Below are 13,292 nucleotides of genomic sequence, written 5' to 3'. Positions count from 1 at the left end.
CGCGTCGTTGCGGCCGAGGTGGCTGGAAGTCAACTCGGCCACACGTGCGACGTCAAGAAGTAAATACTTAACGAGATGGCAACGGTGCCATGCGTTCTCTAAGTGAAGGCAGGGGTAACTGCGGACAGCGATCCGTCCAAAAGGGTCGAATCGCCCATCTCGCTGAGAGCGAGCGCGAGCGCTCCGAGAACCTCCGCGCGACCGCCAAGTGCCCCTGGAAGTACCGACAGTTGACGTGCGGCACTTGGAATCGCGTAGCGCCCGACGGACTCCCTGATGGGCGCCAGGACGAGTTCCCCGGCCTCGGCGAGATCTCCGCCGAGCACCACTCTGCTCGGGTTGAGGAGATTGCAGAGATTCGCCACACCGCTCCCGATGTGACGTCCGACATCGGCGATCACCCGCCGGCAGCCCGGGTCACCGTCCCGCGCCAGCCTGACCACGCCCTCCATGGTGAGGTCGGTGCCGTGGCTGGACTGGAGGAGCGGCAGCACGTACCGGGCCGCCGTGAAGGTCTCCAGGCAGCCCCGGTTGCCGCAGCGGCAGACGGGGCCGGATTCGTCGAGGGTGATGTGCCCTATCTCACCCGCCGTGCCGCCCGGCCCGCGGTAGATCTTTCCACTGATCACCAGCCCCGCGCCGACACCGCTGGCGACCTTGATGTACGCCAGGTCCCTGACCCCGCGGCCACTGCCCCAGACCAGCTCCCCGAGCGCGCCCAGATTGGCGTCGTTGTCCACGTGCACGGGCACGCCGAGCCGCCCCCGCAGCTCCTCGGCGGGCCGCGCGCCGGTCCAGCCCGGCAGGATCGAGGTGGACCCCAGGGTCCCCGACTCGACGTCGATCGGGCCGGGCACCCCGAGCCCCACACCAGCGATCTTGGTACGGTCCACTCCGGTCACCGCGATCAGGCGGCTGACCAGCTCCTCCGCCCGGTCGAACCCCTGGGCGGCCGAGGCGTCCACGTCCAGCGGCTCGGACTCCTCGGCCAGCACCTGGTGGGCGAGGTTGCCGATCGCGACGCGTAGATGCGTATGCCCGAAGTCGACTCCGATGACGATGCCGGCGTCACCGCTCAGGGACACGCTGCGGGCCCTGCGGCCACCCGCCGAAGTAGGTGTGACCTCGACCGTTCCGCTGTCCTTCAGCTCCCGGACGATATTGGAAACGGTCGCGGCGGACAGGCCCGTCGTCCTCGCGATCTCCGCCTGCGTGAGCGATCCGGCAAGGCGCACCGCTCGCACGACGCGCTCCAGATTGGCTCGGTGCAGCGACGACTGCGACCCCGGAGTCTCCATCGACTCATCCACTCCTGCCCTCAGCCGGGCGGCCCCGATGCCGCCCGTGTGATCCGGGTCACAGCAGTGGAACCCGGGTCACTTACAAGTTGTGAACTCCAAGCTCCGCTGAACGGGTTACCGCAGTCAAGTCCTTGAGGGAAATCCGGGACGACAAGCCCCGTTCCGTTTCCGTTACCGCCCCGACACACGCCCGCCACCCCCGAGTCGGGGGTGGCGGGTACGCGAAAGGTACGGATCGTTACTTGAGCGTTGCCGAGGTGAGACCCGCCTGCACCTGCCGCTGGAAGGACAGGTACACGATCAGCATGGGCACCATCGCGATGGTCACGCCCGCGAAGAGCACGGGCAGGTCGGTCGCGTACCCCTGCTGCTGCTGGAGTTGGATGAGCCCCTGGGTCAGGACATATCGCTCCGGATCGGAACTGGTCTGCGGCTGCATCAGCACGGACGGCAGGATGTACTGGTTCCACTGGCCCAGCACGTTGAAGATGCCGACGCTCAGCAGGCCGGGCTTGGCCATCGGCAGCATGACCTGGAAGAACGCCCGGGAGTGCGACGCCCCGTCGAGCACCGCCGCCTCGAAGACCGCCGTCGGCAGTGTCCGGAAGAACGAGTGCATGAAGAAGACGGTGAACGGCATCGAGTAGGCGACGTACACCAGGATCAGCCCCTGGTACGTGTTCAACATGTCGAGACGCTTGACCATGAAGAACAGCGGAACCAGGGCGAGGAAGACGGGGAACATGGCCCCGCCGACGAAGAAGTAGTACACGATCCGGTTGCCCGGGAACTCGTAGCGGGCCAGGACGTACGCCGCCATGGAGCCCAGGAGCATGGTCAGCGGGACCGAGAACACCAGCACGATCAGGGTGTTCGCGAAGTAGTCTCCGATGCCCTTGTTCCAGGCCCGCCGGAAGACGTCGAGCTGCCAGTGCGAGGGCCAGCCCAGGGCCGAACCGCCGATCTGCGCGTCCGTCTTGAAGGAGCTCAGGACCAGCCAGAGCAGCGGCAGGATGATCAGCACGGCCCACAGGACGAGGAACCCGTGCGAGAAGACGTTGAGGGTCAGGCCCTCGCTGCGCCGGTCGCCCGGCCGCGGCGGTGTCTTCCCGACCGTCCGCTGCGGGGGTACGCCGGCGCCGCCGACCTTCGTCGGCTCGGTGATGGGTGCGCTCATAGTCGTCTGTCTCCCGCTCAGAACTCGATGCGCTCGCGGCGGGTGGCGCGCAGCGTGACCACGGACAGGACCAAGGTGAGAAGGAGCATGATGACGCCCATGGCGCAGGCGTAGCCGCTCCTCCCGTAGTAGAGGAAGTTGCGCATCATGACGTTCGCCATGACCTCGCTGTGGTGGTCGGGTCCGCCGCCGTACCCCGTGCCCTGGGTCATGGTCGAGACCAGGACGAACATGTCCATCGCGATGATGCCGAGATAGACCCAGGCGGTCTGGACGGTGTCCCACAGCAGCGGCAGGGTGACCCGGAAGAAGGTGTGCGTGCGGCTCGCCCCGTCGAGCAGCGCGGCCTCGTAGATGTCCCTCGGGATGGACTGCATGGCCGCGGAGAACAGCACCAGATAGAAGCCGACGCCGTGCCAGACGACGACCGCCATCAGGCACCAGAGCACCAGATCGGGCTCGTTCATCCACTCGATCGGGTTGTTCCCGTTCTCCAGACCGAGCTTGATCAGGATTCCGTTGAGCAGACCGCCGCTGTCACTGCGGTAGAGCGCCCCGAAGAGCACCGCGACGATGGCGAGGGACAGCACTTGCGGAAAGAAATAGACGATCTTGTAGAAGCCGGATCCCGCGACGCCCTGCACACCTCCGGCGCCGCCCCGGCCGCCGGCGTTCACCATGAAGGCGAAGAACAGGGCCAGCAGAATGGTGATCACCGGGATGAACACCAGGAACAGGATGTTGTGCCAGATGGCGCCCATGAACACGTCGTCCTGGAACAACGCCTTGTAATTGTCCAGGCCGACGAAACTGAACGTCTGGGACTGGCCCTTCCAGTCGGTGAAGGAGTAACCGATGGTCTGTACGTAAGGCCAGATCACGAAGATCAGATACAGCGCCAAAGGTGCGAGGAGAAACCCCGCGACGAACCGGTACTGCCCTTTTCGCATGGCATCCTGCCCCTGGTGTTCCGGGTGAGCGTGATCAGTCGCGGTGGTTCTTCTTGGACGCCGGGTCCTTGGCGGCCTTGTCGACGGCGGCCTGGGCGCGCTTCAGCCATTCCTTCGGCTGAATTCGCTTGGCCATCAGCTCGTTGGACGCGTTCTGGATGGAGACGTCCATCTCGCTGTACCAGTTGGGGTAGAGGTAGTTGAAGGTGTTGTCACCGGCCGCCTTCGATGCCTCGACGGTCGACTGCGTACCAGGACGCAGCGTGACGCCGGCGTTGACACCGTCCTTGACGATGGTGAGCGAGTTGGCCTTCTGCGCGAAGAGCGTCGACCACTCCTTGGAGAGCATGGACCGCATGAACTCCTGGGCGGCGGGCAGGTTTCCGGCCTTCGCGGGGATGATGAAGGGCTCGCCCGAGCCGGCCCGGATCGCCTCGAACGGCAGCTTGTCCCCCGAGAGGCTCGGCATCGGCATGAACTTCATGTCGAAGTCGGTGGGGGTCTGCTTGAGCTGCTCGTTCTCCAGCCAGGAACCACAGGTGATGAACGCGGCCTTGTACTGGTTCCAGCGGGTCTGGGACTCCGTGTGCGTCAGGGCGTTGGTGCCCGGCATGAGGTAGCCCTTCTCCACGACCTCGTAGATCGCGTCGATGGCCGCCGCCGCCGCGTCGCTGCCGACGAACGCCTTGGGGTCGAGGTTGTCGATCGCCTTCATGGCGTCCAGACCGCCCTGCTTGGCGATCAGGTCCATGATGGCGACGTTGATGTAGTACGGGAACTTGCCCTGGTGGGCCAGGCCGCCGATGCCCTGCGACTTGGCGTCCTTGCAGATGGCGAGGAAGTCGTCCCAGGTCTTCGGAGCCTCCCAGCCCTTCTCCTTGAAGAACTTGCCGGAGTACCACAGGCCCCACACCGTGTAGATGTAGTTGAGGGCCACGACCTTGCCGCCCTGCAGGCCCGGGTCGAGCGTGCCAGGGATGAGCGTGTCGCGGACCTTCTTGGCCGGGTCGTCGATCGACGGAGCGTCGAGGACCGCGGCCAGGTCGAGCAGGTTGCCGTTCTTGAAGAGCACGTCCAGCTTGATCTGCTGCGCGCCCGAGTCGTCGACGATGTCCGGCGGGTTGCCGCCGTTGAAGCGCGGCTGGAGCTTGCCAGTGATCTCCTGGGTGCCGGTGTGGGCGCTGGTGGTGCCCCACTTCTTGTCGAAGGCCGCTTCCCATGCCTTCGCGTAGTCGTCGCCGTAGCCGCCCTTGAAGACGACGACGTCGAGCTTTCCGCCCTTTTCCACGCCGAAGGGGTTGGTCTTGCTGGTCTTGCCCTTGCCCTTGTCCGTGCCCTTGTCGCCGGAGTTGTCGTCGCCTCCGCCGCTCGCACACGCGGACAGGAAGCTCATCGTGGGTACGGAGATCAGACCGAGTGCGGCCGACCGCTTGATCAGATCGCGCCGGCCGACACCTTCGGGGCTGCTGTTCTCGGCGGAAGTGGATCCCATGCTCAAGTCCTCGCCTTCTCCAGGACTCAGGCGGTGAACCGGATCCTCCCCGGCACCGCGGTTAGGTCAAGCTGGGGTCGTGCATGAGGGATTCAGTGGGTCAACGCGGCGATCCCTGCCCTTGTAAACGGCCGCCGACGCCCGATTCCCCCTGGTACATGCCTGTCCGCGGCCGTCGAACGACTGGGCGGATGCCGACAGGTATAGTCCACTTCCCGCCAGCGGAGCAAGATCGAATGCAGGTTTGCCCGCGGGTCTTTTCCGAGTTGAGACCTCCCGGAAATATCGGGCGACCGACCCCTCCCCGGCAGAAGATCGACACGGCGTCAATCTCCCCCCATGCGACTAATGCGCACCTCGTCACGCGACATTCTCCCCGGATGCCACATCCAACACCCTTGACACCGCTCACAACTTGACTCCCTACTGGTCCTTGCGCAGCAGAATTGACAACGTTGTCCACGCGCAAGCGGGTGAGTCGAAGGGACGCGCCGGTATCCGGAGAAAGAGTGCACGCGGGCCCGAAGTGCCTGGATCGGCCGCACTCCAATCCGGCTGGAGCGCCCCGGCGGTGAACGCGCCAAAACAGCAGGGAGGGTCCTCGCGGATGCAGCACGGTGCTCGATACAGACAAAGTTCCTCGGCCCGGCCGAGGTGGAGTTCCTCGACGACAATGGGGGTGGCAGCGCTTTCCCTGATCGTGGCCTCGCAGGGCACCGCGGTCGCCCTTCCGGCCCAAGCGGTCTCCGCCGACCGGCAGTTCGCCTCCTCATTCGAATCGGGCGATCCCGCACCGGACTGGATCAATACCGTAGACACGGGACCCGACGGAAAAAAGCGGTCGTCAGGTGTCGACGGCGGTTACAGCACGGGCATCCCCGGCAACGTCACCGACCACGTCACGGACGTTCGCGCCAGCGACGAGAACGCGGGCTCCGGCGAGGTCAAGGAGAACCTCGTCGACGGCGAGTCGAGCAGCAAGTGGCTGACCTTCGCGCCGACCGGCTGGGCGGAGTTCGACCTCGACGCCCCCGTGAAGGTGGTCACCTACGCGCTCACGTCCGCCAACGACCACGACGAGCGCGACCCGAGTGAGTGGACGCTGCAGGGCTCCACGGACGGCAAGGACTGGAAGACCCTCGACACCCGCTCGGACCAGTCGTTCGGCGAGCGCTTCCAGACCAAGTCGTACGACATCGCGAGCCCCGTGGAGTACCAGCACTTCCGGCTCGACATCACGAAGAACCACAGCGGGGACATCGTCCAGCTCGCCGACGTCCAGTTCTCCACCGGCGGCACCGACGACCCGACCCCCAAGGACATGCTCTCGCTGGTGGACCGCGGGCCGAGCGGCTCCCCCACCGCGAAGGCGGGCGCCGGCTTCACCGGCAAGCGGGCCCTGCGCTACGCGGGTACGCACCAGGCGGACGGCCGGGCGTACTCGTACAACAAGGTCTTCGACGTGAACGTGGCCGTCGGGCGCGACACCGAACTCGCGTACCGGATCTTCCCGTCGATGGCGGACGGTGACCGGGACTACGACGCCACGAACGTGTCGGTGGACCTGGCGTTCACGGACGGCACCCATCTGAGCGACCTGAACCCGGTCGACCAGCACGGGTTCGCGCTCACTCCGCAGGGGCAGGGCGCTGCCAAGATCCTTTACGTCAACCAGTGGAACAACGTCGCCTCGCGGATCGGTTCCGTCGCCGCCGGGAAGACGGTCGACCGGATCCTGCTCGCGTACGACTCCCCGAAGGGCCCGGCGAAGTTCCGGGGCTGGCTGGACGACGTCGCGCTGAAGACCGTCGCGCCCGAGAAGCCGAAGGCGCACCTGTCGGACTACGCGCTGACCACCCGCGGCACCAACTCCAGCGGCGGATTCTCGCGCGGCAACAACTTCCCGGCGACGGCCACGCCGCACGGCTTCAACTTCTGGACCCCGGTGACCAACGCGGGTTCGCTGAGCTGGCTGTACGACTACGCACGTGCGAACAACGCGGACAACCTGCCGACCATCCAGGCGTTCAGCGCCAGCCATGAGCCGAGCCCGTGGATGGGCGACCGGCAGACCTTCCAGGTGATGCCCTCGGCCGCGTCCGGCACCCCGGACACCTCGCGCACCGCCCGCGCGCTGGCCTTCAAGCACGAGAACGAGACCGCGCGCCCGTACTACTACGGGGTGACGTTCGAGAACGGGCTCAAGGCGGAGATGGCCCCGACGGACCACGCGGCGGCTCTGCGCTTCACCTACCCGGGCGCGGACGCGAGCGTGGTCTTCGACAACGTGACGGAACAGGCGGGGCTGACCCTCGACAAGGACAACGGGGTGGTCACCGGCTACTCCGACGTGAAGTCGGGGCTGTCGACGGGCGCGACACGGCTCTTCGTGTACGGCGTCTTCGACGCGCCGGTGACGGACGGCGCGTCGTCCGGGGTCAAGGGCTACCTGAAGTTCAAGCCCGGCGCCGACCACAGTGTCACGCTGCGTCTGGCCACCTCGCTCATCAGCGTCGACCAGGCCAAGGACAACCTGCGCCAGGAGATCCCCGACGGCACGCCCTTCGGCACCGTCAAGGCACGGGCCCAGAAGCAGTGGGACAAGCTGCTGGGCAAGGTCGAGGTCCAGGGCGCCACGCCGGACCAGCTCACGACGCTGTACTCCAGCATGTACCGGCTCTACCTGTACCCCAACTCCGGTTTCGAGAAGGTCGGTTCGAAGTACCAGTACGCGTCGCCGTTCTCCGCGATGCCGGGCCCGGACACCCCGACCCACACCGGCGCGAAGATCGTGGACGGCAAGGTGTACGTCAACAACGGCTTCTGGGACACCTATCGGACGACCTGGCCGGCGTACTCGCTTCTGACGCCTTCTCAGGCTGGCGAGATGGTCGACGGGTTCGTGCAGCAGTACAAGGACGGCGGCTGGACCTCACGCTGGTCCTCCCCCGGTTACGCGGACCTGATGACCGGCACCTCCTCCGACGTGGCGTTCGCGGACGCGTACGTGAAGGGTGTGCACTTCGACGCGGCGGCGGCCTACGACGCGGCCGTGAAGAACGCGACAGTCGTCCCGCCGGCCTCCGGTGTGGGCCGCAAGGGCATGACGACCTCCCCCTTCCTCGGCTACACGTCCACCGCGACGGGCGAGGGCTTCTCCTGGGCCATGGAGGGCTACGTCAACGACTACGGCATCGCCAAGATGGGCGAGGCCCTCTACAAGAAGACCGGCAAGAAGCGCTACAAGGAGGAGTCCGCGTACTTCCTCAACCGCGCCCAGGACTACGTGAACCTCTTCGACAAGAAGGCCGGGTTCTTCCAGGGCCGTGACGCGCAGGGCGACTGGCGCGTCGACTCGGCGAAGTACGACCCGCGCGTGTGGGGGTACGACTACACCGAGACGAACGGCTGGGGGTACGCGTTCACCGCGCCCCAGGACTCGCGGGGCCTGGCCAATCTGTACGGCGGCCAGGACGCGCTGGGCCAGAAGCTCGACACGTACTTCGCCACTCCCGAGACGGCCTCGCAGGACGTCGTGGGGTCCTACGGCGGGGTCATCCACGAGATGACCGAGGCCCGCGACGTACGGATGGGCATGTACGGGCACTCCAACCAGGTGGCACACCACGTCACCTACATGTACGACGCGGCCGGCCAGCCGTGGAAGACGCAGAAGGACGTCCGGGAGGTCCTCTCCCGGCTCTACAGCGGCAGTGAGATAGGGCAGGGTTACCACGGAGACGAGGACAACGGCGAGCAGTCCGCCTGGTACCTCTTCTCCTCGCTCGGCTTCTATCCGCTGGTGATGGGCAGTGGCGAATACGCCATCGGCTCACCCCTGTTCACCAAGGCGACGGTCCACCTGGAGAACGGCCGGGATCTGGTCGTCAAGGCGCCCAGGAACAGCGCGAAGAACGTGTACGTCCAGGGTGTGCGGTTCAACGGCAAGAAGTGGGACTCCACTTCGCTCCCGCACTCGCTCATCTCCCGTGGCGGCGTGCTGGAGTTCGACATGGGCTCCAAGCCGTCCTCGTGGGGCAGCGGCAGGAACGCGGCGCCCGTGTCGATCACGAAGGACGACAAGGTGCCCGCGCCGCGGGCGGACGTCCTGAAGGGCGAGGGCGCGCTCTTCGACAACACCTCGGCGACGGACGCCACCGTCACGACGGTGGACCTGCCGACGGCCGCCTCCGCCAAGGGCGTCCAGTACACCCTGACGTCGTCCGGGGACCACACGAAGGCACCGGCCGGCTGGGTCCTGCAGGGCTCGTCCGACGGCACCAAGTGGACCGACCTCGACCGGCGTTCCGGCGAGTCCTTCGCGTGGGACAAGCAGACCCGCGCGTTCTCGGTGGCGCACCCGGGCTCGTACGCGCACTACCGTCTGGTCCTCGACGGCGCGGCGACGCTCGCGGAGGTGGAGCTGCTGGCCTGACGCGGCATCCCACAGGAGCGGGCGCGGAGATCACTCTCCGCGCCCGCTCCGCTGTGTCCGGACCGGTCCCCCTGCCCTCAGTTCACGGCGAGGGTGAAGACGTGCAGATCCGCGTTGTCGGGCAGTTTCACGCTCTTGACGGTCTTGCCGGCCGGAGCCGCGAAGGGCTTCGTCGCGAAGACATAGGTGGCGACGGGGTCCTTGTCCGCGCCCGCGACGTTGCGGTAAGCGGTCCTGGCCACGGTCTCGTTGCCGTACTGGACGGTGCCGCCCCCGCCGCCGACCGTCCAGTCGGTGAAGGAGAGGTCGACCTGGTCGGTGCTGCCGTCGGTGTAGGTGACGGTGGCCGTGGTCCGCTGGTCTCCGTTCACCGCGCTGCCGATGAACGACAACTGTGTGGCCGGATGCGCGAGTTCGATGATCTGACCGGTCGCAGCGGCATTGTCGGGGCGGCCCGCGGGCGAGTCGGGCCAGGTGTAGGTGAGACCGTCCACGGTGCCCTGGCCGCCCGGGGTCAGGCCCGCGTCCGCCAGGGCCTGCCGGGAGTAGCTCCAGCCACCGCCGTCGTAGTCGGCCTCGTCGTGGTCGCCGGTGTCGTCCGAGACCCCGGTGTTGTTGTAGGCGGCCAGGAGGGACCCGGGAGCCGCGACGGTCAGCGCCACCGGCTGCCGGTACGAGGTGCCGCCGGACGTCACGGTGACCTTGACGTCGTAGAAGCCCTGCCGGGCCGCGTCGCCCGCGGTCAGGGTGATCGAGCGGGAGCCCTCCGTCACCGTTCCGTCCGCGGGGATCGCGGTCACTCCGTCCGGTGTGTCCACGTGGAAGCGGACCTCGGGGCCCGTGCCACCGCTCAGCGCCAGCGCGCGGATGTCGATCCGCGTACTGCCGCCGGGCGCGAGTGTCGCCGCGGTCGGGCCGACGCCGATCTGGTACGGCTGCTCACCGTCGCGGAAGGACGGCGGAGCGGCGGCCGGGTCGCTGCCCCAGCTGCGGTTCGGGGTGCCGGAGAGCGTGTAGTCGAGGGTGCCTCCGTCACGGACGAACGAGGCGGGCAGCCAGGGGCGGCCGCTGGAACGGCCGTCGACCTTCAGCGACTGCACGTACGGGGCGTCCGCCGCCGCGCCGGCCGCCCGGATCTCGATGTCGTTGCCGCCCGGACGCTCGATCCTGACCCGGCTGAACAGGGGCGAGGACAGCACGAGTTCGGCACGGGAGGGAACCTGCGGATACATGCCGAGCGCGGAGAAGACGTACCAGGACGACATCTCGCCGAGGTCGTCGTTGCCGGGGATGCCGCCGGGCTGCGTCGACCACAGCTTGCCCATCGCCGCGCGGACGGTCTCCTGCGCCTTGTAGGGGGCGCCCGCGTAGTCGTACAGGTAGGGGACGTTGATCGACGGCTCGTTGTCCAGTTCCGACTTGTCGCCGCCGCTGCCCGTGAACGCCCAGCCGCCGTCGGCGTTGTGGAAGAACGTGTCGAGGCGGTCGAGCGCCTCGTCACGGCCGCCCATGGCCGCGAAGAGCCCGGCCGGGTTGTGCTGGACCATCCAGGTGTACTGGGCCGCCGTGCCCTCCACGAAGCCGTTGCCGGTGGCGGGGGTGAAGCCGGTGACCCAGCTGCCGTCGGCCTTGCGGTTGGCGATGTAGCCGCCGGTCCGGTCGGCCGCGATGTTGAAGTTGTTCTGCCACCACTGGGAGCGCTCGGCGAAGTCCGCCGCCGTTCGCTTCTCCCCTGCGGCGGTGGCCAGTTGGGAGAGCGCGAAGTCCGCGCCGGACATCTCCAGGGTCTCTGCGGCGCCGCCCCAGGCGTTGGACACGGACGGCATGTAGTGCTGCTGGAGGTACTTGTCGAGCGACGGCCGCTGCCCCACGGACAGGACGGGCTTGCCCGACGAGGACAGGTCCTGCTCGGTCGGCACGGTCGCCGCCTTCACCAGCGACTCAAGCGCCCCCCGCAGATCGAATCCGGTGCCGCCGAAGGCCCGGATGCCCGCGAGCGCGGCCGGTGAGGGGTCGCCGTTCATGACATGGGTGCCGCTCGCGCCGTGCAGCCAGCGGTCCCAGACTCCCCCGTTCTGCCGGGCCAGTTCGAGCAGCGACTGGGCGATGTCGGAGCCGGTGTCCGGGCTGAGGAGGGTGAGCAGCTGGACCTGGGAGCGGTAGACGTCCCAGCCGGAGAACGTGCCGTACTGCGCCTGGTGGCCGCGGCCGACGACATGGACCTTGTCGTCGCTTCCCCGGTATCTGCGGTCGGCGTCACTGATGACGTTGGGATGCAGGAGGGCGTGGTAGAGCGCGGTGTAGAAGGTGGTGCGGTCGGTGTCGCTGCCGCCGCCGACCCGGATCGCGCCGAGCCGGTCGCGCCAGGCGCGGTGCGCGGCGGACCGGACCGAGTCGAAGGACCGGGACGGCGGGTTCTCGGCCTTGAGGTTGGCGGCGGCGCCCGCCGGGCTGACGTACGAGACACCGACCTTGACGTTCACCGGGCCGGTTCCGGGGGCGAACTCCACGTAACCGCCGGCTCCCTTGCCCGCGGCGGGACGCCCGCCGTCCGAGAAGCCGCCGGTACCGCCGCTCGCCCGGGTGGATCCCGGGCTCAGCCGGTCGTCCTGCCAGGTGCCGGTGGTCTTGAAGGTCCGGTCGAAGCGGGCCGTGAAGTACAGGGTGTAGTAGTCGCGTCGGCCCTCGGGGTCGAGGTAGCCGCAGAAGTTCCCGGAGGTGACGGAGCCCGAGACCGTCCGGGTCGCCGGGTCGATGCGCACGTCCGAGGCCGTCGAGCCCACCTCGGAGTTGGCGGTGCGGATCAGCAGCGAGGCCGGCTTGTCCGCCGGGAAGGTGAAGCGGCCCGAGCCGGTGCGCGCGGTCGCCGTGAGGTCCGCGGTGACACCGGAGGAGAGACCGACCTTGTAGTGGCCGGGCTCGGCGGTCTCGTCCGCGTGCGCGAAGTCGGCGGCGTACACCGCGTCCTTGGTGTCGCTCGCCGGGGAGGAGGTGACCTCGCCCGCGTACGGGAAGAACGGGATGTCGCCGCTGCCGCCCGCGCAGCCCGTGCCGGACATGTGGGTGAGGCTGAAGCCCCGGACGCGGGTGGCGTCGTACTGGTAGCCACCGGGCGCTGCCGTGCGGGTGGCGTCCCCGCGGGTGTTCTCCGGGCTCCACGAGAGCATCCCGAAGGGCACGACGGCGCCGGGGAAGACGTTGCCGCCGTTCTTGGTGCCGATGAGCGGATCGACGTAGGTGGTGGGGTCCCGGACGAGGTCGGGCGGCGCGGCGGTGGCGGCCACCGCGGGGGTGATCCCACCGGCCGCGAGGGCGACGGCGAGCAGGACGGTTGACGGACGGAAACGCATGACGCGGCCCCTCCTCCTTCGGACGGGTCGCGCACCACGGGTCGCACAAGCCGCAGGGACAGTAACGTGCGCCACCCGTACCACGGAAGACCGCGTCCGACGCGTCGGACGCGCACGGCTCCCACCCCGCCGGCCCAGCCCGGTACTCGCTCCTCCGCGTCAACATGCTTGACATCGTTGTCTGTTGAGGCGGTAGAGTCATATACAGACCATCAGACAACGTTGTCGCACGCCATGGTCGTCACAAGCCACGCACCATCCCGGGCCGGCACTCCCCCCGCCGGTCCGGGCTCGCGGACCGGGTGAGTCTCCCAGCAGCCACCCGGTCCGCCCCGAGCTGATCGGCCTGCCCGGCGGGCGGACCTGGTGGAGGGGTCACCGCTCGGTACCGGGACGCGGTGCCGGGAGGTCGCCGCCGGACGCGGTCCCGGACGTCGCGCGGCGCCCTGCGTACGTATGCGCGTGGCGCCCTGTGTGCGTAGGGGCGTGGCGACCTGCGTGCGGACGGGCATGGCGACCTGCTTGCGTGCGGACCCCGCGGCGGACGGCCCTGCCGTACGGGGGCGCCCTCTCCGCCGCCCCTTCCC

At 68.1% G+C, this 13,292-nt stretch carries 6 protein-coding genes; 1 reads left to right on the top strand and 5 read right to left on the bottom strand.

Annotated elements, in window-relative coordinates; translation table 11 throughout:
• Window positions 1–98: 98 nt before the first annotated feature.
• The 4 genes from ACFVTC_RS31770 to ngcE all read right to left on the bottom strand — a co-directional run bounded on the left by ACFVTC_RS31770 (window position 99) and on the right by ngcE (window position 4,920).
• On the bottom strand, window positions 99–1,298 hold the full coding sequence (locus tag ACFVTC_RS31770; protein WP_390131907.1) for an ROK family protein: 1,200 nt from the start codon (window positions 1,296–1,298) through the stop codon (window positions 99–101).
• Window positions 1,299–1,539: 241 nt separating this feature from the next.
• Window positions 1,540–2,478 (bottom strand): carbohydrate ABC transporter permease, encoded by a 939-nt coding sequence (locus ACFVTC_RS31765; protein ID WP_390131906.1) that lies wholly within the window; start codon window positions 2,476–2,478, stop codon window positions 1,540–1,542.
• 17 nt (window positions 2,479–2,495) lie between these two features.
• Window positions 2,496–3,428: a sugar ABC transporter permease gene (locus ACFVTC_RS31760; protein WP_329527621.1), complete on the bottom strand. Its 933-nt coding sequence runs from the start codon at window positions 3,426–3,428 to the stop codon at window positions 2,496–2,498.
• A gap of 34 nt (window positions 3,429–3,462) precedes the next feature.
• On the bottom strand, window positions 3,463–4,920 hold the full coding sequence (gene ngcE, locus ACFVTC_RS31755; protein ID WP_390131905.1) for an N-acetylglucosamine/diacetylchitobiose ABC transporter substrate-binding protein: 1,458 nt from the start codon (window positions 4,918–4,920) through the stop codon (window positions 3,463–3,465).
• Window positions 4,921–5,593: 673 nt separating this feature from the next.
• Here ngcE and ACFVTC_RS31750 point away from each other — a divergent pair.
• A complete protein-coding gene (locus tag ACFVTC_RS31750) occupies window positions 5,594–9,355 on the top strand; it encodes a GH92 family glycosyl hydrolase (protein WP_390131904.1) in 3,762 nt (1,253 codons plus the stop codon).
• Window positions 9,356–9,432: 77 nt separating this feature from the next.
• Here the strand turns inward: ACFVTC_RS31750 and ACFVTC_RS31745 are convergent, their stop codons facing one another.
• On the bottom strand, window positions 9,433–12,705 hold the full coding sequence (locus tag ACFVTC_RS31745) for a GH92 family glycosyl hydrolase (RefSeq protein ID WP_390131903.1): 3,273 nt from the start codon (window positions 12,703–12,705) through the stop codon (window positions 9,433–9,435).
• Between the last annotated feature and the right edge of the window lie 587 nt (window positions 12,706–13,292).

The sequence above is a fragment of the Streptomyces sp. NPDC057950 genome (assembly GCF_042887295.1).
GTDB lineage: Bacteria > Actinomycetota > Actinomycetes > Streptomycetales > Streptomycetaceae > Streptomyces > Streptomyces kaempferi.
This window is presented reverse-complemented; position numbering and strand designations above follow the sequence as displayed.

What these genes read in the sequence shown, in the direction of transcription:
- ACFVTC_RS31760 (WP_329527621.1), bottom strand. Translation starts at nt 3,428, where the DNA reads ATGCGAAAAGGGCAGTACCGGTTCGTCGCGGGGTTTCTCCTCGCACCT.
- ACFVTC_RS31750 (WP_390131904.1), top strand. Translation starts at nt 5,594, where the DNA reads ATGGGGGTGGCAGCGCTTTCCCTGATCGTGGCCTCGCAGGGCACCGCG.
- ngcE (WP_390131905.1), bottom strand. Translation starts at nt 4,920, where the DNA reads ATGGGATCCACTTCCGCCGAGAACAGCAGCCCCGAAGGTGTCGGCCGG.
- ACFVTC_RS31765 (WP_390131906.1), bottom strand. Translation starts at nt 2,478, where the DNA reads ATGAGCGCACCCATCACCGAGCCGACGAAGGTCGGCGGCGCCGGCGTA.
- ACFVTC_RS31745 (WP_390131903.1), bottom strand. Translation starts at nt 12,705, where the DNA reads ATGCGTTTCCGTCCGTCAACCGTCCTGCTCGCCGTCGCCCTCGCGGCC.
- ACFVTC_RS31770 (WP_390131907.1), bottom strand. Translation starts at nt 1,298, where the DNA reads ATGGAGACTCCGGGGTCGCAGTCGTCGCTGCACCGAGCCAATCTGGAG.